General features: G+C 31.8%; 25 protein-coding genes, 7 tRNA genes and 1 riboswitch. Of the genes, 30 read left to right on the top strand and 2 right to left on the bottom strand.

The annotated features are described in order from the left end of the window. Positions 1-7: 7 nt before the first annotated feature. From hprK to B5E79_RS01525, 7 genes are all read left to right on the top strand, one after another. Positions 8-943 carry an HPr(Ser) kinase/phosphatase gene (hprK, locus tag B5E79_RS01495; protein ID WP_087244532.1) on the top strand — a complete coding sequence of 312 codons (936 nt, stop codon included), beginning with the start codon at positions 8-10 and terminating at the stop codon, positions 941-943. Beyond that, entirely contained in the window at positions 940-1749 is an 810-nt protein-coding gene (gene lgt, locus B5E79_RS01500; protein WP_087296711.1) for a prolipoprotein diacylglyceryl transferase, read from the top strand. Before hprK ends, lgt begins: the two co-directional genes overlap by 4 nt. Positions 1750-1838: 89 nt before the next feature. Beyond that, the gene (locus B5E79_RS01505) at positions 1839-2900 is read left to right on the top strand and encodes a GTP pyrophosphokinase (protein WP_087296712.1); all 1062 of its coding nucleotides are present in this window, start codon (positions 1839-1841) and stop codon (positions 2898-2900) included. A gap of 91 nt (positions 2901-2991) precedes the next feature. Next, positions 2992-3161, top strand: a riboswitch (Lysine riboswitch). A gap of 64 nt (positions 3162-3225) precedes the next feature. Next, positions 3226-4053 carry a transporter substrate-binding domain-containing protein gene (locus tag B5E79_RS01510; RefSeq protein ID WP_087244535.1) on the top strand — a complete coding sequence of 276 codons (828 nt, stop codon included), beginning with the start codon at positions 3226-3228 and terminating at the stop codon, positions 4051-4053. Positions 4054-4056: 3 nt separating this feature from the next. Further along, complete coding sequence (locus tag B5E79_RS01515; protein ID WP_087296713.1) at positions 4057-4779, top strand: amino acid ABC transporter permease; 723 nt, start codon at positions 4057-4059, stop codon at positions 4777-4779. Positions 4780-4787: 8 nt separating this feature from the next. After that, positions 4788-5531 (top strand): amino acid ABC transporter ATP-binding protein, encoded by a 744-nt coding sequence (locus tag B5E79_RS01520; RefSeq protein ID WP_087296714.1) that lies wholly within the window; start codon positions 4788-4790, stop codon positions 5529-5531. A 79-nt stretch (positions 5532-5610) separates the two neighbouring features. Further along, entirely contained in the window at positions 5611-6483 is an 873-nt protein-coding gene (locus B5E79_RS01525; protein WP_087296715.1) for a MerR family transcriptional regulator, read from the top strand. A gap of 10 nt (positions 6484-6493) precedes the next feature. Here B5E79_RS01525 and B5E79_RS01530 read toward each other — a convergent pair whose 3' ends face one another. After that, positions 6494-6832, bottom strand: coding sequence for a hypothetical protein (locus B5E79_RS01530; RefSeq protein ID WP_087244540.1), 339 nt, complete (start codon positions 6830-6832; stop codon positions 6494-6496). A gap of 102 nt (positions 6833-6934) precedes the next feature. Here B5E79_RS01530 and B5E79_RS01535 point away from each other — a divergent pair, with 102 nt between their 5' ends. From B5E79_RS01535 to B5E79_RS01625, 19 genes are all read left to right on the top strand, one after another. Further along, positions 6935-8134: an aminotransferase-like domain-containing protein gene (locus B5E79_RS01535; RefSeq protein WP_087296716.1), complete on the top strand. Its 1200-nt coding sequence runs from the start codon at positions 6935-6937 to the stop codon at positions 8132-8134. 47 nt (positions 8135-8181) lie between these two features. Beyond that, positions 8182-8523 (top strand): tautomerase family protein, encoded by a 342-nt coding sequence (locus B5E79_RS01540; RefSeq protein ID WP_087296717.1) that lies wholly within the window; start codon positions 8182-8184, stop codon positions 8521-8523. Positions 8524-8606: 83 nt separating this feature from the next. After that, positions 8607-8682 (top strand) — tRNA-Asn (locus tag B5E79_RS01545). Positions 8683-8689: 7 nt separating this feature from the next. Beyond that, a tRNA-Glu gene (locus B5E79_RS01550) sits at positions 8690-8765 on the top strand. A gap of 3 nt (positions 8766-8768) precedes the next feature. After that, positions 8769-8844 (top strand) — tRNA-Val (locus B5E79_RS01555). A 9-nt stretch (positions 8845-8853) separates the two neighbouring features. Beyond that, a tRNA-Thr gene (locus B5E79_RS01560) sits at positions 8854-8929 on the top strand. A gap of 7 nt (positions 8930-8936) precedes the next feature. After that, positions 8937-9012: transfer RNA gene (locus B5E79_RS01565), tRNA-Lys, on the top strand. Positions 9013-9019: 7 nt separating this feature from the next. After that, a tRNA-Leu gene (locus B5E79_RS01570) sits at positions 9020-9102 on the top strand. A 5-nt stretch (positions 9103-9107) separates the two neighbouring features. Continuing rightward, a tRNA-Gly gene (locus tag B5E79_RS01575) sits at positions 9108-9181 on the top strand. 216 nt (positions 9182-9397) lie between these two features. Next, positions 9398-9757, top strand: coding sequence for an ArsR/SmtB family transcription factor (locus B5E79_RS01580; protein WP_206393079.1), 360 nt, complete (start codon positions 9398-9400; stop codon positions 9755-9757). 17 nt (positions 9758-9774) lie between these two features. Then, on the top strand, positions 9775-9993 hold the full coding sequence (locus B5E79_RS01585; protein ID WP_087296718.1) for a cation transporter: 219 nt from the start codon (positions 9775-9777) through the stop codon (positions 9991-9993). A gap of 82 nt (positions 9994-10075) precedes the next feature. After that, the gene (locus B5E79_RS01590) at positions 10076-11947 is read left to right on the top strand and encodes a heavy metal translocating P-type ATPase (RefSeq protein WP_087296719.1); all 1872 of its coding nucleotides are present in this window, start codon (positions 10076-10078) and stop codon (positions 11945-11947) included. A gap of 93 nt (positions 11948-12040) precedes the next feature. After that, positions 12041-12901 carry a YitT family protein gene (locus tag B5E79_RS01595; protein ID WP_087296763.1) on the top strand — a complete coding sequence of 287 codons (861 nt, stop codon included), beginning with the start codon at positions 12041-12043 and terminating at the stop codon, positions 12899-12901. A gap of 55 nt (positions 12902-12956) precedes the next feature. Next, on the top strand, positions 12957-13778 hold the full coding sequence (locus tag B5E79_RS01600) for an Mrp/NBP35 family ATP-binding protein (protein WP_087296764.1): 822 nt from the start codon (positions 12957-12959) through the stop codon (positions 13776-13778). 184 nt (positions 13779-13962) lie between these two features. Further along, positions 13963-14997, top strand: coding sequence for an NAD-dependent epimerase/dehydratase family protein (locus B5E79_RS01605; protein WP_158095447.1), 1035 nt, complete (start codon positions 13963-13965; stop codon positions 14995-14997). 118 nt (positions 14998-15115) lie between these two features. After that, on the top strand, positions 15116-16486 hold the full coding sequence (locus B5E79_RS01610; RefSeq protein WP_087296721.1) for a hypothetical protein: 1371 nt from the start codon (positions 15116-15118) through the stop codon (positions 16484-16486). Further along, positions 16483-16989 carry a LytTR family DNA-binding domain-containing protein gene (locus B5E79_RS01615; RefSeq protein WP_087246102.1) on the top strand — a complete coding sequence of 169 codons (507 nt, stop codon included), beginning with the start codon at positions 16483-16485 and terminating at the stop codon, positions 16987-16989. Before B5E79_RS01610 ends, B5E79_RS01615 begins: the two co-directional genes overlap by 4 nt. Continuing rightward, positions 16986-17342: a hypothetical protein gene (locus tag B5E79_RS01620; RefSeq protein WP_087296722.1), complete on the top strand. Its 357-nt coding sequence runs from the start codon at positions 16986-16988 to the stop codon at positions 17340-17342. The genes B5E79_RS01615 and B5E79_RS01620 overlap by 4 nt, the downstream gene beginning before the upstream one ends. A 96-nt stretch (positions 17343-17438) precedes the next feature. After that, complete coding sequence (locus tag B5E79_RS01625) at positions 17439-18398, top strand: Gfo/Idh/MocA family protein (protein ID WP_087296723.1); 960 nt, start codon at positions 17439-17441, stop codon at positions 18396-18398. 87 nt (positions 18399-18485) lie between these two features. Here the strand turns inward: B5E79_RS01625 and B5E79_RS01630 are convergent, their stop codons facing one another. Beyond that, positions 18486-18932: an S-ribosylhomocysteine lyase gene (locus B5E79_RS01630; RefSeq protein ID WP_087296724.1), complete on the bottom strand. Its 447-nt coding sequence runs from the start codon at positions 18930-18932 to the stop codon at positions 18486-18488. A 177-nt stretch (positions 18933-19109) separates the two neighbouring features. On the opposite strand from B5E79_RS01630, the gene nrdD reads away from it, so the two are divergent. The 4 genes from nrdD to B5E79_RS01650 all read left to right on the top strand — a co-directional run bounded on the left by nrdD (position 19110) and on the right by B5E79_RS01650 (position 21735). After that, the gene (gene nrdD, locus B5E79_RS01635; protein ID WP_422879803.1) at positions 19110-19346 is read left to right on the top strand and encodes an anaerobic ribonucleoside-triphosphate reductase; all 237 of its coding nucleotides are present in this window, start codon (positions 19110-19112) and stop codon (positions 19344-19346) included. A 94-nt stretch (positions 19347-19440) separates the two neighbouring features. After that, on the top strand, positions 19441-20694 hold the full coding sequence (locus tag B5E79_RS01640; protein ID WP_087246118.1) for a Y-family DNA polymerase: 1254 nt from the start codon (positions 19441-19443) through the stop codon (positions 20692-20694). Then, entirely contained in the window at positions 20684-20998 is a 315-nt protein-coding gene (locus tag B5E79_RS01645; protein ID WP_087296725.1) for a YolD-like family protein, read from the top strand. Before B5E79_RS01640 ends, B5E79_RS01645 begins: the two co-directional genes overlap by 11 nt. Positions 20999-21030: 32 nt before the next feature. Then, complete coding sequence (locus B5E79_RS01650; RefSeq protein WP_087296726.1) at positions 21031-21735, top strand: endonuclease/exonuclease/phosphatase family protein; 705 nt, start codon at positions 21031-21033, stop codon at positions 21733-21735. Positions 21736-22418 lie beyond the last annotated feature (683 nt).

Raw genomic sequence — 22418 nt, forward strand, 5'->3', positions numbered from 1 at the left:
GAAATACATGGGAAAGTCAGTGAAAATCAAAGATTTATTGAAACCAGCTTTATTTCATCAGATATCAGGTGATGAATCAGCTTTGGAAAGAGAAGTCTTTGTGCCAGAAATGAATCGACCAGGATTTGAATTGGCAGGATTTTTTAAACATACAGATTTTAGAAGAATTATATTATTTGGAGAAAAAGAAATTTCTTTCGTTAAAGAAATGAGCAAAGAATCACAACTTGCATGTTTTTCTAAATTAGCCAATGATGAAACACCTTGTATTATTATTGCGAAAGGATATTCATGTCCAGAAATTTTGAAAAATATTGCAATCAAGAGAAATTTTCCAATTTTTGAAACAACACAGGCAACAGGTCGTGTTTCTATAGATTTAACTGGAACACTTGATGAAGCTTTAGCAGCAGAAACATTGATGCATGGAGTCTTTTTAAATATTTATGGTAAAGGTGTTGTGATTCGTGGTGATAGTGGTATTGGAAAATCAGAGATTGCTTTAGAGTTAATTAAACGTGGGCATTTTTTGATTGCTGATGATGCTATTGAACTTTATCATATTGGTCAGGGAATTGTGGGTCGTGCTCCTGAAGTTTTACGCAATTTATTAGAAATCAGAGGTATTGGGGTTATTGATGTTTCTAAGATGTTTGGGGTCGCCTCAGTATTACCAAAAGATCATGTTGATTTAATTATTCAGTTGGAACGCTGGCTTCCATCGCGTGAATATACAAGAATTGGTATGGAAGAAGATGACGTTATGGAAGAAATCTTGGGTATCCAAATTCCTAAGATTGTCGTGCCTGTGACTGGTGGAAGAAGTATGTCTGCTATTATAGAAGCAGCTGTGATGAATATGCAACTTAAAGATTCTGGATTTGATTCAAGCAAGGAATTTGTCAATCGTATTCTTGACAATATTAAGAGTAAATCATCATGACATTCTTTGAAGATTTTTCAACTTTTGTCACTATTGGACCAATCCATATTCAGTGGTATGCGGTTTGTATTCTCACAGGTGCATGTATTGCATATTTTTTAGGGCAATACCGTTTTAAACAATTAGGGTATTCTAAAGATATTTTATCCGATTATTTCTTTGCAGTCTTATTGATTGGAATTGTCGGTGCTAGAATCTGGTATGTTATTTTTACCTTTGATGAAATGTATGCTTCTCAACCATTAGAGATTTTTGCTATTTGGCATGGCGGTTTAGCTATTCAAGGTGGAATCTTTGCAGGACTGATTTATAGTTATTATTTCTTTAAAAAGCATGATATTCCATTTTTACTGGCTGGTGATGCCATTATGCCTGGCGTATTGATTGCCCAGGCGTTTGGAAGATGGGGAAACTTTTTCAATCATGAAGCATATGGAGGAGAAGTTAGCTTATCATTTTTGCAGTCTTTGCATCTTCCACAATTTATTATTGATAATATGTATATGAATGGGGCATATCATCATCCTACATTTTTATATGAATCAATGGGAAATATAATGGCTTTCTTGCTTATTGTGTTTGTGATTAGAAGATTTCAAAAACACCAGGGTGTTCAATTCTTTAGTTATTTCCTATTCTATGGTTTAGTGCGTTTCCCAGTTGAAGGATTACGTACAGATAGTCTTATGTTTGGACCAATTCGTATGGCTCAATTGATTTCAATTGCTTTTATTATAGCTGGTCTTATTGGAATCATTTATGTTCATTTAAAAGGAAAAGAAGTCCATTACATTGATATGAGTTAAATGTGGTATATAGCCACATTTTTTTCTTATGTGTTTTGTTCATGAATATTTCATATAAGGAGCGTATAATGAAAATATGAGGTGATTTTATGCATAACTCTGCAAAGAAAATTATTAAACAATATCATGATAATCAGGACATTTATCGTTCTTTGAAACATGATATTGAAGATATTTTTACACGTATTATTGATACCCATCATTTTCGTATTTCTAATATGGCGATTAGGATTAAAAGCGAAGGCGCATTAATGAAAAAAATCACATATAAGAATAAATATACGGACATTCATCAAATTACAGATGTTGTAGCTTGTCGTATTATTACTTTATTTGAAAATGATGTTGATCGTATTTATGATTGTGTAAAAGAAAATTTTGATATTGTAGAATATAATGATAAAAGAAAGAAAAATTATGATGATCGTATTGATTTTGGTTATAATTCTTTGCATCTGTTAATTAAATTTAATGATGAAAGATGTCAATTGATTGAGTATTCTGCGTATAAAGATATTATTTTTGAATTACAGATTCGTACGACATTACAACATTCATGGGCAGAAATAGAACATGGGCTAGGATACAAATCACAGTATGAAATTCCTAAGGATATTCGTAGACGATTAACACGTCTTTCAGCATCATTAGAATTGTTAGATGAAGAATTTGTACAGATTGCAAGGGAAGTCGATGAATATAATAAGGGTATTGTGCATATTGAAAAAGTTTTAAAAACAGATATCAATGCCAATTCATTGGCACAATATGTCAATACATCACCACGCATTAATAATATTTTAGAAAAATTGCATACAGAATTTCAATTTCAGTTTGAAAGAGATTCAGAACTGATTTCACAATCTCGACTGGTTCAAAGATTCCATTATATGGGGTATACGTATATTAATGAATTGGATGATTTTGTAGAAAATCATATGAAAGAGATTGAATGGATTTCACGTGAACGTATTGAAAACAATAAAGAAAATCAAAAGATTAATATTTATAATGTTTTGGTTTGGATTTCACTTGTTATGTTAGCAAATGAAGGATCAGCAGATCCAGAAGATATCTTTACCAAAGAAAGTATTGAACGATTACAGACGTTAAAAGGAATTATTGAAGGAAAACAGACGACTGTATCTTAAAAAAATCAGCAGGAATTCATATTTTTTTGTGAAAAAATGTGAAAAAAGTTGACAAGACATGAAAAAGAGTATAGCATAAAGAACGTAAAATAAAAGAATTAGAGGCAGCAGTGTATCAGAGTACCATTTGGAGTTGGCAAACGAAGAAGAATGGGAAAGGTAATCATTGCCGAAAGATAGATATTGGCAAATCTCTATCTTGGGGTTATGGGAAATACTCATAACACTCCTTCATGAAAATGAAGAGGCGCTATTAATATGGTCATTAAAGTCGTGTTAATAGCACGGCTTTTATTTTATGTGTATATAGAAAGAGAGGGTTTATATGAAAAAATTAGGAAAAGTTTTAGTGGCAATGGCAATGGCAATGACTTTATTTGGATGTGGCGGTGGTGAACAGGCATCAGCCAATAAAGATCAGTTTGTTGTGGGAATGGAATGTTCTTATGCACCATTTAACTGGCAGACAAGTCAGGAAAGTGATACAACAGTATCATTAGGTAATGCTGGATATGCTGATGGATATGATGTACAGATTGCCAAAAGAATTGCGGATGATTTAGGAAAAGAACTTGTGATTAAGAAAATATCATGGGATGGATTAACAGTGGCTTTGGAATCTGGTGAAATTGATGCCATTATTGCTGGAATGACAGCGAATGAAACAAGAGAAGAAGGTATTGATTTTACAACACCATATTACGATAGCGAAGGTATGATTATGATTGTACGTAAAGATGGTGAAGAAGCGAAGTTTACAGATATTCAACAATTCAGTGGTAAAAATGTTGTTGGGCAAAAAGGAACAAACTATGATGATGTCATTGATCAGATCAAAGGTGTTCATCATGCTACAGCAAAAGCCACTTATCCTGAAATGGTTGTTGCTTTACAACAGGGAGATGTTGATGGAATCACTGCAGAAATGGCTGTTGCTGAAGGTGTTGTTGCAGCCAATAAAGATTTAACAATTGTACATTTTGATGAAGGAAAAGGTTTTGAATGTGATACAACAGTATCTATTGGTTTAAAAGAAGGAACAAGAGATAGTGAATTCTTTAAACAGGTACAGGCATCTTTAGATAAGATTACGGTAGATGAAAGAAAGCAACTAATGACTGAAGCTGTTGATAGACAGCCAGCAGGAGAATAATTTATGAGTATTGATTTTGCAAAAGCATGGGAAATATTTGTTGAAAATATGTCTCTGTTCAGTTACGGTATTCAAATTACTTTATTATATGCTGTTGTAGGAACTGTTTGTGGTTTTCTTATAGGGTTAGTTGTAGGTGGTATAAGAGCTATTGAAATCAATGATTATGATTCAACAGTCAGTCGTCTATTCAAACGCTTAGGAAAATGGATTACAGGTTTTTATATCTGGGTATTTAGAGGAACACCTATGATGGTACAGGCTATGTTTTTATATTATTTATTAAAGCCTGCTTTCAATTGGACTCCTTTAGTTGCTGGATTGTTTATTATCTCTATTAATACAGGAGCATATATGGCTGAAATCATTCGTGCAGGTATTCAATCTGTTGATGCAGGACAGAGTGAAGCTGCAAAGAGTTTAGGAATGACAACAAGTCAGACACTTATATCAGTGATTTTTCCACAAGCTATTAAAAATACATTTCCATCAATTGGGAACCAGTTGATTGTTAATATCAAAGACAGTTCTATGCTGAATGTTATTTCTGTAACAGAATTATATTTTCAGACGACATCTGTGGCAGGATCAAATATGAAATATATTGAATGTTTCTTGGTTGCTGCAATCATTTATTTATTTTTAACAACGATCAGTACCTTTATTTTAAATTATATCGAAAAAAGATTGAATTCTGAAAAACAAAGCAAGGACTTTTGCAGTTAGGAGATATTATGGATACAATTATTCAAGTACAACATTTAAAAAAGAGATTTAAGCAATTAGAAGTTTTGCATGATATCAATTTTGATATACATAAAGGTGAAGTTGTGACAATTATTGGTTCAAGTGGAAGTGGAAAATCAACATTATTACGTTGTATTAACTTATTAGAAAGATTAGATGATGGACATATTTTATATCATGACCAGGATATTTTAGATCATCACTTCAATGTGAATCAATATCGTTCTAAAGTTGGTATGGTGTTTCAGGGATTTAATCTATTCAACAATTTAACAGTATTAGAAAACTGTATGATTGGACAAATCAAGGTTTTAAAAAGAAATAAAGAAGAAGCAAAACAAATGGCTTTCAAATATTTAGAAAAAGTGGGTATGAGTGCTTTTGCAAATAAAAGCAGTGTACAATTATCAGGTGGGCAAAAACAAAGGGTTGCTATCGCAAGAGCGTTATGTATGAGTCCTGAAGTTTTGCTTTTTGATGAACCAACAAGTGCATTGGATCCAGAAATGGTTGGCGATGTTTTGAATATTATGAAAGAACTCGCTGATGAAGGTTTGACAATGATTGTTGTCACTCATGAAATGGAATTTGCGAAAGATGTATCAACACGTGTTGTTTTCATGGATCAGGGTGTGATTGCAGAAGAAGGGACACCTGAACAAATCTTCGAACATCCTCAAGAAGAACGTACACGAACATTTTTAAAACGTTATTTAAAAGCAAATGGATAAAGTATCAGAAATGATACTTTTTTTGTTGACATTGACCTAAGGGGATAGTTTATGATGAAAATGGGAGATGAAATGAGATATGAAAATACAGGAAGTTTGCAGTCAATGTCATGTGACAAAAAAAGCCATTTATTATTATGAAAAACAACAGTTACTTCATGTTTATAAAAATCAAAATGGATATCGTGAGTTCAGTGACGAAGATGTTCAAAGATTAAAAGAAATTATGATGTATCGTAGCTGGTCTATCTCTATTGCAGATATTCGCTGTTTATTGGATTTAGATGCTAATCAGAAAAAAGAATATCTTCAACAGATTTATGCACAAAGACAAAAAGAACTTTCTTATCAACAAGAAAGTTTAAAACAGTTATATCATTTTATTGAAAGTGACAACATAGAAGATTCTTTTTCATTGGATGATATATATCAAATCATGTCTGACAATATTCCTCAGCCATTCTTTGATATGTTCTATGAGCATTTTCTACCTTATCTTCATATTCATATTCGTACACAAAAACAACAGAATGCTTATGATCGTATGATTGATTTTTGGGATCATTTTCATATCAAAATTCCATGGACGTATCGCTTTTTGATGTGGATTTCTAAAACAAATCAAAAGCAGCTCAAACAAGTATGGCATGATGTCAATGTATATAAAAATCAATTGATGAATCAAGAAGATGCATATGAATCTATTAAGCAAATGGTTATCAAAAACTATGAGTTACAACAAAAATGGTGGTATCGTATACTGAGTTATCCAAATCGTCAGATGAAGATCAGATTAAGAGATAGTGGGTATTATGATATTTTGATACCAGCCATGTGTGAACTATCAGATGAGTATCATCAATATTATCAACAACTCATGGATTTCAATCAAAGAGTTTGTCAGGAACTTCATCTTTATTATGATTCCAAGTTTCGGTTAATAAAAAAATAAAGCCGAAACTTTATTTTTTTATAAGACCATCTGCAAATGTAAGAGGTAATCCAAAAACAATACCTGTATTTGGATTATCAATGCCACCAACTGATTCATCAACTGTTTTTCTGACTAAGTCTACCTGACCATCTTCTACGATAAAAAAGATAGTGCGACTTTCAGGACGGGGATTTTCTAAGAACAAACGTAATGATCCTAAAAGATAGCTTTCATCAGAATCATCTATTGTCTTTATCATACCAGTAGATTCAATGATTGTTCCACCACGTACCCCGGCTCTTTTTAAGTTTGCAAGCAAATCATCTAAACAGTCAAGTTTATTTAAAACAACGACAATAACTTGCATTTCTATCACCACCTATCTCTATTATATCGCTAGTTGAGATAAATATCTAGTTATTCTCATGAAATTGGTTTATAATAAACAATAAGATAAGGGGGTTTTATGATGGAATATCAATTTGCAAAACGTATGTCAAATGTAAAGGCATCTGCAATTAGAGAAATATTAAAGGCAACATCTGATCCAAAGATGATTAGTTTTGCTGGAGGAAATCCATCAGCGGAAGCATTTCCAGTTAAAGAAATTGAAAAAATATCTGCAGATATATTGACTAATGAGCCTATTAGTGTTTTACAGTATGGAATTACTGAAGGAGATCAGGAATTGATTCAGGCAGCGACACACTTTTTTAATCGTCATGAACAGGTTATGAAAGCTGATGATCAAATGATAATTACTTCTGGATCACAACAGATTATGGAATTTGTGGCTAAAATATTATGTAATGAAGGTGACGTTGTGATTTGTGAAAATCCTAGTTTTTTAGGAGCTTTAAATGCATTTAAATCATTAGGTGCTGTTTTAAGAGGTATTGAATATAAAAATGGACAATTAGATTTAGAGGCCTTAAAACAGGCTTTACAAATGGAGCCAAAACCAAAATTTATGTATCTGATACCTAATTTTCAAAATCCAACAGGAATGACAATGTCATTGGAAGTCAGAAAAGAAATTTTAAAATTAGCTAAAGACAATGGTGTTCTTATTTTAGAAGATAATCCTTATGGTGATTTAAGATTTGAAGGTGAAGCTATTCCTTCTATAAAATCATTGGATGAAGATGGATTGGTTATTTATGCAGCAAGTCTTTCTAAAATTATTGCGCCTGGAATGCGTGTGGCTTGTTGTATAGCACCAAAAGCGATTATTCAAAAAATGACAGTTGCCAAACAGGCCAGTGATGTTCATTCTAATCTTTGGGCTCAAAAAGTTATGGCACGATATCTTCAAAATTATGATATGGATGCACATATTGAACGTATTCGAATGATTTATAAACAAAAATGTCACTTAATGCTTGATGAAATGAAAAAACATTTTCATCCGGATGTTCAATATACAATACCAACAGGTGGAATGTTTATCTGGGTGACATTGCCTGAAAGTGTTGATATGTTGACATTTGTGAAAAAAGCTTTGGAAAAGAATGTGGCAGTTGTACCAGGAAATGCATTCTTAGATGATGATACGAAAGAATGTCATAGTTTTAGAATGAATTATTCAACACCAACCAATGAAAAAATCAAAGAAGGAGTGAAGATTTTAGGTGAAATAACATATGAAATGTTATCTATTTCGTCATAATTTTTAAAGCTGTTTATATATAATGGATAAATGGGAGGAAAAATAGTATGCCGTATATAACATTTACAACAACAAAAACATTAACATTAAATCAAGAAAAAGCATTAAAAGAAAGTGCTGGTCAATTAATTTCTATTTTACCTAATAAAAAAGAAGAAAACTTAATGATTCATATTGAAGATAATCAAGTCATGTATTTTAGAGGACAGGAAATGGAATGTATGAAAATATCTTGTCAGCTTTTTCATACAACAGATTATCAATATAAAAAAGAGTTTGCTGAAAAACTGTTGAAAGAAGTTGAACGTATTACCAAAATACCTGTAGAACAACAATATCTTTCTATTGAAGAATTTGAAAATTGGGGTAAAAATGGAGAATATTTATAGAAGTCAAAATGACTTCTATTTTTTTTTAAAAAAGACTTGCATTACATGAAATGATATGATAATATATTTAGGCAATCGAAAATGCTTGAATAGCTCAGTTGGTAGAGCAATCGGCTGTTAACCGATCGGTCGTAGGTTCGAGTCCTACTTCAAGCGCCATTTTTGTGGCCTGTTGGAGAAACGGTTAACTCACATGCCTTTCACGCATGCATTCACGGGTTCGAATCCCGTACAGGTCACCATATGGAGGTTTAGCTCAGTTGGGAGAGCATCTGCCTTACAAGCAGAGGGTCAGCGGTTCGAGCCCGTTAACCTCCACCATTTTTTTATGCCGGCTTAGCTCAATTGGTAGAGCAACTGACTTGTAATCAGTAGGTTGAGGGTTCAAGTCCTTTAGCCGGCACCATGTTTTTGACCCGCTAGCTCAGTAGGTAGAGCATCTGACTTTTAATCAGAGGGTCAGGCGTTCGAGTCGCCTGCGGGTCACCATTTATATGCGGATGTGGTGAAACTGGCAGACACGCTAGACTTAGGATCTAGTGCTTCGGCGTGCAGGTTCAAGTCCTGTCATCCGCACCATACTCGCGGGTGTAGTTCAATGGTAGAACTTCAGCCTTCCAAGCTGACTACGTGGGTTCGATTCCCATCACCCGCTCCATTGAAGTGATGACTTACGATAAATTATCGTAAGTTTTTTTCGTTTAATAGAAATTTGATTTCTTTTGGACAATAAGTGTATAAAGCAAATGGAACAGAATCCAATGATTTATATATATTTTGATATATTTTTATAAAAGAATATTGACATAGGGAGTATGAGAGTATATATTTATATATGAAGAGATGTTCATATGTTCAATGAAGGAGTGATGATATGACTATACAGATGGATGATCAAAATGATTTTTTAGCAGTTCATGAAGATGTTGTCAAAAGGGTTAAAGAAAAACAGCCTGATGATGAATACTTATATGAATTGGCTGATTTATTTAAGGTATTTGGAGATACAACACGTATTAAAATTTTATATGCTTTATTTGAAAGTGAATTATGTGTTGGAGATATCGCACAGATTTTGGGACTGAGTCAGTCTGCAGTCAGTCATCAGTTGAGAGTTTTAAAAGATAGTAAATTAATTAAATTTAGACGTGAAGGAAAGGTGATTTTCTATTCATTAGATGATGATCATGTCAGAACAATCATGTCAATGGGCATGGAACATGTTGAGGAATAAGAAAGGGGAAGAGGAATATGAAAAAGACATATAAAGTTGATGTAGATTGTGCCAATTGTGCTGCTAAAATGGAGGAAGCAGTTAAAAAAACAAAAGGTGTTAAAGATGCGACTTTAAGCTTTATGACATTAAAGTTAAAAGTTGAATTTGAAGATGGTGTCAATGTTGATGAAGTCATGCAGGAAGCTTATAAGAATTGTAAAGTCGTAGAAGATGACTGTGAAATTTATTTATAGAATAAATTCCCTTAAAAAGGGATATTTATTTAGATGATATATGAATGAGTGAGCATATATTAAAATGAATGGGAGTGTTATGATGAATAAAAAACAAAAGAAAGTTCTTTATAGAATTCTGTTATCTTTAGGATTCATGATTGGAATCATGATTTTAACTTCATATGTTTCTGTGAATTTATATGTAGAAGTGGTACTTTATCTAATACCTTATCTGATTATTGGGTATGATATTTTAAGAAAAGCTATCAAAGGAATATTGAAAAGACAAGTCTTTGATGAAAACTTTTTGATGGCGGTTGCGACTGTAGGCGCTATGTGTTTAGGTGAATTCCGAGAAGGTGTCGCTGTCATGCTGTTTTATCAGATTGGCGAATTGTTTCAAAGTGTTGCAGTCGGTAAAAGTCGTCGTAATATTGCCGCATTAATGGATATTCGTCCCGATTATGCTAATATGATGATAGATGGTAAGCTTCAAAAAGTTGATCCTGATGATGTTGAAATAGGTAGTGAAATCATTGTCAATCCTGGTGAAAAAGTACCTATTGATGGTATTATTGTTGAAGGGAATACAACATTTAATACGAGTGCTTTGACAGGGGAAAGTGTGCCAAGAGATGCGCATTGCGGCGATGAAGTCATCAGTGGTTTTATTAATATGACTGGTGAAATTAAAGTGAAAACAACAAAGGAATTTGGTGAATCAACAGTTTCTAAAATTCTTGATTTGGTAGAAAATTCAAGTATGAAAAAATCTCGTTCAGAAAACTTTATCACAAAGTTTGCCAAATACTATACACCAGCAGTTTGTTATAGTGCATTGGCATTAGCGATTATTCCACCAGTTGTTTTGATGTTGATGGGGAAAGATGCCTCATGGGGTGATTGGATTATTCGTGCGTTAACATTCCTCGTTATCAGTTGTCCATGTGCTTTGGTTATTTCTATACCACTCAGTTTCTTTGGTGGCATTGGTTGTGCTTCAACAAAAGGAATTTTGGTAAAGGGTTCTAATTATCTCGAAGCTCTTGCCAGTGCCAAATATATTGTTTTTGACAAAACGGGAACACTGACAAAAGGGGTTTTTGAAGTAACGCATATTGATCCAACTGATAATTATGATCAACAACAGTTATTGTATTATGCGGCTCATGTGGAAATGGCTTCAAGTCATCCAATCAGTTTAAGTTTACAAAAGGCTTATGGACAATCATTGGATAGAGATGCTGTGCATAATATTGAAGAAATTGCTGGACATGGTATTCGTGGAACTGTTCATGGACATGATGTTTATGCTGGTAATGAAAAACTGATGAATAAGATAGGTGTAGATATTACGGAAAAACATCCTGAAGGAACAGTTGTGTATATGGCCATAGATAATCAATATGCAGGATGTATTGTGATTTCTGATGTGATTAAAGAAACCTCAAAAGCAGCGATTCAGTCTTTAAAATCACAAGGAATCAAAGAAACGATTATGTTAACGGGAGATACAAAACAGACTGCGACAAAGGTTGCTGAAGAGATTGGTATTGATCGTGTTTATAGTGAACTTTTACCAGCTGATAAGGTTGAAAAAGTTGAAGAAATCCTACAAAACAAAGGTGAAAAAGAAAAAGTGGCTTTTGTTGGTGATGGTATTAATGATGCGCCAGTTTTATCACGTGTTGATATTGGGATCGCGATGGGCGCTTTAGGTAGTGATGCAGCGATTGAAGCAGCTGATATTGTGTTGATGGATGATGATCCGGCTAAGATTTCATTGGCTATGAAAATTTCATTAAAAACATTAAGAATTGTCAAAGAAAATATTGTGTTTGCTTTAGCTGTTAAATTTATCTGTTTAATTTTAGGTGCTTTTGGTATTGCTAATATGTGGCTCGCTATCTTTGCGGATGTTGGTGTGATGGTCATTGCTGTCATTAATGCGACGAGAGCTTTACGAATTTGATAAAAATGGAAGATAACAGAAAGTCCATCTGTTATCTTTTTTTTTAGATTTTGAAGTGATATAATAGTGCCTTGTGAAGAAAGGGTGTATGTGATGAATTATAAATTCATAAGAAATATTATAGGAATTCTTATTGGAAATACGCTATATGCTTTAGCTGTTTTATTATTTATTGTTCCTAATGGACTGATTACAGGTGGATCAACAGGATTATCCATTGGTGCACAGCATTTATTAGGAATTCCAATGACTTTATTTTTATCTATTTTTAATATTTTGATGTTTTTACTTGGGTTACTGATTTTAGGTAAAACCTTTGCCTTAACAACATTAATTAGTACTTTTTATTATCCATTGATTTTAAGTGTTTTTGAAAAAACAATAGGTTATACCCAAATGACAACTGATCCATTACTCGCTGCATTGCTTGGTGGAGTGATGATTGGTGTAGCAATTGGCCTTGTTATTAAATGTAATGCTTCCACAGGGGGAATGGATATTCCACCATTGATTATTAATAAAAAGACAGGAATACCTGTATCCGTTTCTATGTATGCTTTTGATTTCTTGATTTTATTAATGCAGGTCTTTTATACCAATCGAGAAATGGTTCTTTATGGTATTGTTTTGGTGGCGACATATACCATTGTTTTAGATAAAGTTCTGGTCGTTGGAAAAGCACAGACAGAAGTGATGATTGTGTCTAAGGAATATGAACAAATTAATGATATGATTATTCATGAACTTGATCGTGGAACAACGATGTTAAAATCTATTTCAGGTTATATGAAAAATGAATATCCTGTGATTATGACTGTGATTTCTAACCGTGAATTACCGAAATTAAATTATCTGGTTTTAAATATTGATGAACATGCTTTTATGGTTGTCAGCAAGGTTAACGAGGTGAAAGGAAGAGGATTTACCTTTAAAAAGGAATATATTGAGTCATAATAGTGAAAAAGAAAGACAGATAGGTTATAATAGAAAGGAATGTGGAGGTTATATTATGAGTAGTCAAGACTGTAATCATGATTGTCAATCATGTCAGGAAGATTGTGAAGAAAGAAGTTTTTTAGCTCCAATGAATAAAAATTCAAAAATACATAAAGTGATTGGAATTGTCAGTGGTAAAGGTGGTGTAGGAAAATCATCTATTACGTCTTTGTTGGCTGTTTTAAAACAGCGTGAAGGATATCGCTGTGCTGTATTAGACGGTGATATTACAGGACCATCAATTGCGAAAACATTTGGTGTTGAAGGTACACAGATTTATTCTAATGGAGAAGAAATCATTCCAGCTAAATCTTTAGAAGGTATTGAAATCATGTCAACGAATCTTTTATTAGAAAATGCAGAAGAGCCCGTTGTATGGAGAGGACCTATTTTAGCAGGTATGATCAAACAATTCTGGAGTGATGTCAGATGGGGCGAAGTGGATTATATGTTCGTAGATATGCCTCCAGGAACTGGAGATGTCCCTTTGACAATTTTCCAATCTTTACCTCTAGATGGTATTGTGATTGTGACAAGTCCACAGGAACTTGTCAGCATGATTGTTTCTAAAGCTGTTAATATGGCAAAGAAAATGAATGTTCCTATTTTAGGTATTGTGGAAAATATGAGTTATGTGCAATGTCCTGATTGTGGAAAGAAGATTTTTGTCTTTGGAAAAAGTCATCTACAAGATGTGGCAGATAAATATGATTTAAAGATATTAGGGCAATTACCTTTAGATAGTGAATTAACACAACTTTCTGATATGGGAATGATTGAAAACTATTCATCTGATTGGTTAGATGAATTTGAAGAAAAAGTGAAAAACTTTTAAAAAAGGTCTATAACATGTCATAAACTGATTTTTGATGTTTATTGAGGTTATAGACCTCTTTTTGATAAAAAGAAGATGGGATAAAAGTCAGAGAATATGATGAATCATAGAATTTTAAAAAAGATTTTCAAGGATTCATTTTATTGATATAATAAAATTATCAAAATAAATGGAGATGAATAAGATGATACTTACAAAGAAACCTTTAAAAGTTTTATTAATTGGTGGAACAGGTACAATATCTCTGCCTATATGTGAAGCATTAAGTCAAAATCAGGATATTGAATTATACGTTATGAATCGTGGACATAAGTCTTTACCTGAACATGCTCATCAGATAATCTGTGATTTTCATGATACTGCAAAAATGGAAGAAATTTTAAAAGATTATTCTTTTGATATTGTTTGTAACTTCATTATCTATAAGCCAGAAGAAGCTATTAAACAAATTCAGTTATTTAAGGGAAAGATTCAACAATATATCTTTATATCTACAGTTGTGACTTATAATCATGAAACAGCTGTGATGATTCATGAATCACATGAACAAAATAATATCTATTCTGAATATGGAAGAGAGAAAACAAAATGTGAACAAATCTTTATGAAAGCTTATGAAGAATTTGGTTTTCCTATTACGATTGTTCGTCCTTCACAAACTTATGGATATGATCGTATTCCTTTAAGTGTCAAAGGAAAAAGCTGTTGGAGTGTGGTTGATCGTATTTTAAATGATAAGCCAGTCATTGTTCATGGTGATGGTAAGAGCACATGGCATTGTACTCATAATCAGGATTTTGCCTATAATTTTATTCAACTGATCAATAATGAAAAGACAATTGGTCAGGCTTATCATAATATTAATCCTGTTGTGGTGAACTGGGATATGATTTATCGTGATTTATATGCCTTATTAAACAAAGAACCAAAAATCATTCATATTGCCAGTGATACATTAGCACTCTCTCAAACTTATGATATTGAATCATCAATTCTAGGAGATAAGCAATATTCATGTCTGTTTGATATGTCAAAAATTCAAAGAGATATTCCTGATTTTCAAAATCATATTATGATTCAGGAAGGGTTGAAGATGTATCTTGACTATATGGAACAGCATCCACAAAAGAAAGTTAAAGATGAAACATTTGATCAATGGTGTGATCAGGTGATTGATGCTTATCAGAAATTTATTCAAGAAATCAAGGGTCATTTTTAGGGATTGACGCAATCCCTTTTTTATTTGGCAACTGAGACATGTTTTTGGCTATGTGAGAGAATATTTAACCATTTTTTCACACAATCATGTATAATCATAATTGAAAGAGGTGAGTAGGATGGGAATTGGTATCATAGCTTTAGGGCTCTGGTTGCTTCTAGGCATTTCGTTTTCAATCAATAGCATAGCACTTTTTCCAGATGCTTTATCAATGATGATTATTATGGTGGGAATTGTCATTGTTTTTAGAAGAGTGAAATCAAGAGAACTGTTGATATCTTTAGGATTATGGATAGTCAGTTTTGTAATGGAACTGTTTCAATTGTATTTTTTCAACCAGTGGATTTGGTTACTAGCATTGGCATTTGTCTATATAGGGATTGATCATATAGCTGTTGATTATCCTGCTTTAAAAAAATATAGATATAGCTATCGTATATATTTGACAGTTTATGTGATCATTTTATTGTTGGGTGAATTGATTTTGAAAATAAATGAAGCATCTTTCATGCTAATAGCTGCCTTTTTCATGATTGTCTTAGAAATAGTTTTGATTATGGTTTTATATCATATGGTCAAAATCAATCATTTTTTAGAAGAAGATTATATCCAAATCCATGTTCAATCTTTATCCTATTCATTTCATCAAAAAGCAATCATTATTGTTCTTTCTTTAGCAAGTCTTTTAGGTATTGTCTATATGAAAGATGGCTTTTCAAAACAGATCCAACAGGAAGTTTTATATGAAGAATCATACTATTTAAAAGTGAACGAAGAAGATTATAAAATCTTGCCTTTTGGTTATCGAAAAGAACAACAGAGCACACTGTTTTTGGGAAGAGAAAGTGTATCCTATACACCGATTGAAATCTATATTCGTCAGGATTTATTCAAAGACTTAAGTCAAGTTGAATATCAGATTTTGAATTATGATCAGGTCATTGTCTCTTCATCAGGACCGTTTCAGACTGTTGAATATGAAGAAGGAGAAACGACACCATTTACAGGTTATGTAGGTGTTTATGTTCAAGATGATTGTTATAGTGAGATTCAAAATATTCAAGATTATACAGATGCCTTCAATTTTGCATTAAAACTTTATAATCAAAATGGCGAGTGTTATTATCAGCAGATGTCGACTTTAGAACAAGTTTCATCTCATAGTTATCGTTATGAAGATGAAAATATCTGTATGGAAAACCTGAAATATGATATGAATGTTATCACTGATCCACCACCACAGATAACATTAAAACAAAATCAAGATCAGATAACAGATATCCTGTTTTATACAGTCAATGAAAATCAAGAAGAAAACTTGATTCTGATGTATACTAATGCTCTTGATCAAAATCGTTATGAACGTTTCTTCAATAAACGTTTTATTCATCAGCCGTTAGATCATTTATCAAAACTAAAAATAAAATATCGAGATGAAAATAATCAGGTTATTGATTCTTACATCTGTGAATTGGAGGAAGTCCTATGAAAATCATATGTGCACCCGATCATCTTGATACTTTAAAATCTATGCTAAGAGAATATCAGCAGTTAGATATTGTCATTGTAGAAAAAGGTTTTGATTATGAAGGTATGTGTTATTACTTTTCTATGGAACATATAGAAGATTTGATTTTATATTTACAGAGTTTGCATCAAAAATATGTTCTCTGTTATGCTGATGAAAAACAATACAAACTTTTACCTCAACAGATTGATTTTATTGAAGGTTATTCTAAGGAAGCTTTTGTCCATAGTGAACATCTTCAATATCAGATCTATCAGAAGCTTTATGAATTAGAGGAAAAACTGAAACCTTATGGTTTTGTGAGAATTAATAAATCAACTTTGGTCAATATTCATAAGATAGAAAGTATTATACCAGAGGTTCAAAGAAGATATATTCTGACTTTAAAAAGTCAAAAAAAGCTGTTATTGACACGTTATTATGTAAAGGATTTTATGGAAGCGTTAAGGAGGGATACTTTATGAAAGAGAGAATAGGCATTCATTATGGCATCAGCTTTATTTATCTGGTTATTATAAGAAATCTCTTAGGACAGGGATACCTTTATACAAGCTATTCCTCTGCTTTTCAAAAGAGCCTGATTTATTGTCTAATTTTATCAGCCTGCTTAACGATTTTGTTAGAAGCCTGGCAAATGTTTAAAGAAGTTTATATACATCGTTTTAAGATTCAAAAAGTCATGGCTTTTCTATGTCTTGTTGCCATCATGTTAGTGGCTTATTTACAATCTTTATATTATAGTGCTATTATACTGTTTCTTCTCTTTTATATATGTCGAGATGGTTGGCGCTATTATCAAATGAATAAATCATTATAAGCATGTAGAATCTCCTTGAATCAGTTTTATTCTTGTATAAATTATATCCAAAATAGATAGGGAAGGTGTATAATGAATGTATGGAGGTAAGGCTATATGATTCAATGGGGAATATTGGGAATAGGAAATATTGCCAAACGTTTTATAAAAAGTTTAGAAAAGAGTACAAATGGTCAATTATATGCAGCTGCTTCTTATACAGAAAGCAAATGTGAAGAATTTTTAAAAGAACATCCAGATGTTAAGGTTTATCATGATTATGAAGATTTATTAAATGATGAAAATGTAGATGCTGTGTATTTGGCAATGAGGCATATTGATCATTATCGTTGGGCTAAAAAAGCTTTACAACATCATAAAGCTGTTCTTTGCGAAAAACCAGCGACACTTTATAAATGGCAAATGGAAGATTTAAAACAGGAAGCAATCAAGAATCAAACATTTTTTATGGAAGCCATGAAAACACGTTTTATTCCTTTGATTCAAGATATTAAGGATTGTTTAGAGAATAAAGAAATTGGTGAAATCTTAAGTGTTGAAACATGCTTTTGTTATGACAGGGATTATTTAGAAGGACATTATTTGTTTGATCAAGAACAAGGTGGTATTCTCAATGATGTTGGCAGCTATAATGTGGCTAGCACTTTGGATTATATTCATTCTCCTATTGCTGCAATTGATTCTCAGGTGCAATTTCGTTATGGAGTGGATAGTCATGAAAAGGTAACAATCACTTTTGAAAGTGGGCAAAAAGCTTTGATGGAAATGGCTTTTGATGAAAAGAAAGATCCTATCTTAGAAATAAAAGGAACTAAAGGAACAATTTTAGCACAGCCTTTTTATCGTCCTACACAGGCTACAATTATTGATGCCACTAGAACAGCACGTCAGATTGAAACACCTTATATCAATGATGATTTCTTTGGTGAAATTGAAGAAGTTCATCGCTGTTTACAAGCGAAGCTCATAGAAAGTCCACGTATGAGTTTACAGGATTCTATTGATTGTATTGATATGATTGAAAAAATTAGACAGAATTTTCAAAAAGATGGTTAAAAAGTATGTTATTTTGATAATGATGTTAGGATATCAAATAAAAGAATCTAAAAGAATGATGTTTATTCTTTTAGATTCTTTGTGTTTTTAAAGATAATGATATTCATGTTCCCATGAACTGTTTATAAAAAAGAGAGCAGCTTGTTTCGCTTTGGTTAAATCCATATAAGTATAATTTCCACATTCTTCTTTTTTGGCACCGGGTATATCTTGATCCCAACTTGCAATCTGTTCAAAAGTTGTTCTGACTAATGTTTTAACTGTTTCAAAATCTAAATCCTTTGTAATGAGATAAAACCCAGTCATACAACCCATAGGACCAAAATAAATAATTTTGTCTTTATAGATACCATTTCTTAAAAGTGTTGCCCCTATATGTTCAATTGTATGAGCAGCTTTAGGATCTAAAGGTTCATCAACATTAGGCTCGCACATTCTGATATCATAAGTTGTCAGATGATCATCCGTTCTTGAAATATAAATCCCCTTTTTTAATTGAGTATGGTCAACACTAAAACTTGTAATTCTTTTCATATATTCATACCTCACTTTTTCATTCCTATTGTATAATAGTTCCTTTCATTTTTTCAAGGATGAAACATTCATTTCATTTGTTTTTTAGAATTTTATTTTCTATAATAAAATAAAGAGAAGGTGATGTGTATGAAAGAAGTGATTGATCATGTTGATGTTGAAGTTTTGAATGGTGAAATGAGTGAAGATGAAATTAAGGAATATATCCAATATGTCAAACAGAAATATCCTCATGAAACTTTAACATCCCTAACATTAACAGTAGATGGAGAATTTGTTGATCTTCACTATTGTTTACAGCCAGAACCTATTCAAAGAATTCGACGTATTACAGGTTATTTGGTAGGAACATTGGATCGCTTTAATGATGCCAAAAGAGCCGAGGAACATGATCGTGTGAAACATCAAGTTTAAAAAATGGAAAATATTGTATAGAGAAGTTGCATAAAATACATTGATTATGCAACTTTTATTTTGTATAATAACTTTGTCAGGTGGTGAGTTGTATATGAGATATTATTTATGCATTGATTTCAAAACTTTTTATGCTTCAGTAGAATGTGTAGAAAGAGGCTTGGATCCTTACAAGGTCAATCTTGTTGTTGCGGATATTTCAAGAGGAAAGAGTACAATCTGTTTAGCTGTTTCTCCACATATGAAAGAGTTAGGAGTGAAAAACAGATGCCGTTTATTTGAAATACCTAAGCATATTCATTATATTGTAGCTAAACCAAGGATGAAACTTTATATGGAATATTCAGCTAATATTTATGGTTTGTATTTAAAATATTTAAGTCAGGAAGATATTTATGTGTATTCTATTGATGAGGCTTTTTTAGATGTCACAGAATATCTGAATTTCTATCATAAAAACGCTCAAGAAATAGCGCAGATGATTATAGATGATGTTTATAGAACAACGGGAATTCCAGCTACATGTGGTATTGGTACGAATCTTTATTTAGCTAAAGTGGCTTTAGATATTACCGCCAAGCATGTCAAAAGTCATATGGCTTATTTGGATGAACAAATATATCAAAAGACATTATGGGAACATACGCCACTCACAGATTTTTGGCAAGTGGGCAGAGGAATCGCCAAGCGTTTATATAAATTAGGCATTGTCAATATGAAAGGAATAGCACATTGTCCTGAAGATATCTTGTATAAAGAGTTTGGTGTGAATGCACGTTTTTTAATTCGTCATGCTTGGGGTAAAGAACCGGTGACTATTCAACAAATTAAAAATTATCAGCCTCAGCATCGTTCTATATCCAATGGACAGGTTCTATTTGGAGAATATCGTGATCAGGATGCTTTACTGGTTTTAAAAGAAATGGTGGAGGATAATGTTTTAACACTGGTTGAACAGGGACTTGTGACCAATCATATTTCTTTACATATTAGATATGTTGATGCTTCACTTCCGTCTACGGGTGGTAGTCGTAAAATTTCTGTTGTGACAAATTCTTATCGTCTGTTGGTTAAGGAGTTTATTGACTTATTTGAGTCTACAACATTTAAAAGTCAAAAGATTAGAAAGATTTCTATTGGTTTTGGTCAAGTTATTGATGAAAGATATGAAGCCTATGATTTGTTTACTGACTATGAAGAAGTACTGAAAGAAAGACAGTTACAACAATCTATTATTCAAATTAAAAATAAGTATGGAAAGAATGCTGTTTTGAAAGCCATGAATGTTTTAGATAAAGCCACTGCAAAACAGCGACATCAGTTAATAGGAGGACATAATGCAGAATAAAAATCATGATGATGCAGTAGAATTTCAACCATTTGATTCTTTACGTGGATTTAGAGAATATCTTCATGAAAAGGAAAGACAACCTGTTTATAAAAAAGAATTAATGGAAGATGAATGTGAAAGATTGAATCGTTTATTTCAACAACTTCAAAAAGGTATGTTTGTGAAAATTGTTTATTATACACACCAGCAATATCAGTCATTACAAGGAATGATTACAAAAATAGATGCAGAATATCATAAAGTCTTATTTATTGATGATCAAAGAATTGAATTTTATGATATTAGAGATATTTCTTTTTAATTTATTGTATAATGATATTAGGGTGATAAAATATGAAAATAATAACATTAAATTTGAATATGTTTCGATATCTGATAGATGGAAGTCTCAATGAGTTTTTAAAAGAGTATCAGGCAGATGTTGTGATTTTACAGGAAGTAAGATCGTCTTTTGCTGATGAGGTTACATGTTATACACATAAGATATCACCTAATTTATATCAGGAAATTGAAAATATTAAAAAAACAATTTATTTAACAGTTGCTCTTTGTAAGGACGATACATGGCAAAAAGTAAATATAGATCATTTTCATTATAATAATCGTTTTGTGAAAATAAAAAATGATGATTGGTCTATATTCGGTCTGCATTTGCCTTTACAAGATGATATAGATTCTTTATTGTCAATCATTCAAGAAAGTGACTGCGATATTATATGTGGTGATTTTAATGCACATAGAAAATATTCACAGATTAAAAATTGGAAAGTGATAGACAATTTAATAAATGACAAAGAATATTCTGATTTATGGGAAAAAGGTTTAAAAGAAGAAAAAGCTTACTATATTGATTATAAAGGTGAAAAGAAAAAGGCACATCAAGGTGACTTCTATAGAACATTTGTAGGCAATACACATATAGATTATGTATTAGCAAAAGCAGATATTCATTTGATAGATATCATTATTGATATGAGAACATTAGCTTTTACAGATCATTGTGCTATGATTGTCAATTGTAAGAAAGATAAATCTTGAAATAAATAAGAATATGAGAGGATTGATGTGTGAATAGTATTTTTATGTCATAGTTATATGAAATATGTTTTATAATAAATGAAAATAAAGTTATAAATATTTCTGGATATGAAAGCACAATAAAAGTATATCTCTATTTATATAGATAGTCTAAGAAGTCACGGGGTTTTCCAAAACGAATAAGTTTTACGGGAAATCTCTTTTTCTATTTTCACAATCTATGTTCCAAAATCACGGGAAATTCAATAGCTTGTTGATCATATAGCTCATATAAAAAAGTTTAAAGATTGTTCAAACATTTCTTTGTTTTCTTCTATTTAATGTTATATGATTTAGTTATAAAGGTAATAAGTATATATATTAATGATTACTTTAAATCCATTTATTTGGCAGCTATTATTAATAGCTACGCTTATTATAGACTGTGTATAATATCTCATAAGATCATAAAGTTTGATCTTAATAATTTTATATATTTTATTAGAAATTATATTGCTTATTCTAATTTTTGTTATAATAAAAATACTTTACACTAGAAAAGAAAATAGATTTTTTCTAGTATCATAAATGCACTATTGTCATTGTGGGTTCTTTTGTTGGTTATAGAGTCTTTTGTATGTAATCAAACAGGTTGTCTTGAAAATTGGATAATTTTACATTGATTGCTATATATACTTGTACAC

Origin of the sequence: Massilimicrobiota sp. An134, from assembly GCF_002160815.1 — a bacterium.
Classification (GTDB): domain Bacteria; phylum Bacillota_I; class Bacilli_A; order Erysipelotrichales; family Coprobacillaceae; genus Allocoprobacillus; species Allocoprobacillus merdigallinarum.

Coding starts and splice junctions, on each gene's coding strand:
- hprK (WP_087244532.1), top strand. CDS start 8: ATGGGAAAGTCAGTGAAAATCAAAGATTTATTGAAACCAGCTTTATTT.
- lgt (WP_087296711.1), top strand. CDS start 940: ATGACATTCTTTGAAGATTTTTCAACTTTTGTCACTATTGGACCAATC.
- B5E79_RS01505 (WP_087296712.1), top strand. CDS start 1,839: ATGCATAACTCTGCAAAGAAAATTATTAAACAATATCATGATAATCAG.
- B5E79_RS01510 (WP_087244535.1), top strand. CDS start 3,226: ATGAAAAAATTAGGAAAAGTTTTAGTGGCAATGGCAATGGCAATGACT.
- B5E79_RS01515 (WP_087296713.1), top strand. CDS start 4,057: ATGAGTATTGATTTTGCAAAAGCATGGGAAATATTTGTTGAAAATATG.
- B5E79_RS01520 (WP_087296714.1), top strand. CDS start 4,788: ATGGATACAATTATTCAAGTACAACATTTAAAAAAGAGATTTAAGCAA.
- B5E79_RS01525 (WP_087296715.1), top strand. CDS start 5,611: ATGAAAATACAGGAAGTTTGCAGTCAATGTCATGTGACAAAAAAAGCC.
- B5E79_RS01530 (WP_087244540.1), bottom strand. CDS start 6,832: ATGCAAGTTATTGTCGTTGTTTTAAATAAACTTGACTGTTTAGATGAT.
- B5E79_RS01535 (WP_087296716.1), top strand. CDS start 6,935: ATGGAATATCAATTTGCAAAACGTATGTCAAATGTAAAGGCATCTGCA.
- B5E79_RS01540 (WP_087296717.1), top strand. CDS start 8,182: ATGCCGTATATAACATTTACAACAACAAAAACATTAACATTAAATCAA.
- B5E79_RS01580 (WP_206393079.1), top strand. CDS start 9,398: ATGACTATACAGATGGATGATCAAAATGATTTTTTAGCAGTTCATGAA.
- B5E79_RS01585 (WP_087296718.1), top strand. CDS start 9,775: ATGAAAAAGACATATAAAGTTGATGTAGATTGTGCCAATTGTGCTGCT.
- B5E79_RS01590 (WP_087296719.1), top strand. CDS start 10,076: ATGAATAAAAAACAAAAGAAAGTTCTTTATAGAATTCTGTTATCTTTA.
- B5E79_RS01595 (WP_087296763.1), top strand. CDS start 12,041: ATGAATTATAAATTCATAAGAAATATTATAGGAATTCTTATTGGAAAT.
- B5E79_RS01600 (WP_087296764.1), top strand. CDS start 12,957: ATGAGTAGTCAAGACTGTAATCATGATTGTCAATCATGTCAGGAAGAT.
- B5E79_RS01605 (WP_158095447.1), top strand. CDS start 13,963: ATGATACTTACAAAGAAACCTTTAAAAGTTTTATTAATTGGTGGAACA.
- B5E79_RS01610 (WP_087296721.1), top strand. CDS start 15,116: ATGGGAATTGGTATCATAGCTTTAGGGCTCTGGTTGCTTCTAGGCATT.
- B5E79_RS01615 (WP_087246102.1), top strand. CDS start 16,483: ATGAAAATCATATGTGCACCCGATCATCTTGATACTTTAAAATCTATG.
- B5E79_RS01620 (WP_087296722.1), top strand. CDS start 16,986: ATGAAAGAGAGAATAGGCATTCATTATGGCATCAGCTTTATTTATCTG.
- B5E79_RS01625 (WP_087296723.1), top strand. CDS start 17,439: ATGATTCAATGGGGAATATTGGGAATAGGAAATATTGCCAAACGTTTT.
- B5E79_RS01630 (WP_087296724.1), bottom strand. CDS start 18,932: ATGAAAAGAATTACAAGTTTTAGTGTTGACCATACTCAATTAAAAAAG.
- nrdD (WP_422879803.1), top strand. CDS start 19,110: ATGAGTGAAGATGAAATTAAGGAATATATCCAATATGTCAAACAGAAA.
- B5E79_RS01640 (WP_087246118.1), top strand. CDS start 19,441: ATGAGATATTATTTATGCATTGATTTCAAAACTTTTTATGCTTCAGTA.
- B5E79_RS01645 (WP_087296725.1), top strand. CDS start 20,684: ATGCAGAATAAAAATCATGATGATGCAGTAGAATTTCAACCATTTGAT.
- B5E79_RS01650 (WP_087296726.1), top strand. CDS start 21,031: ATGAAAATAATAACATTAAATTTGAATATGTTTCGATATCTGATAGAT.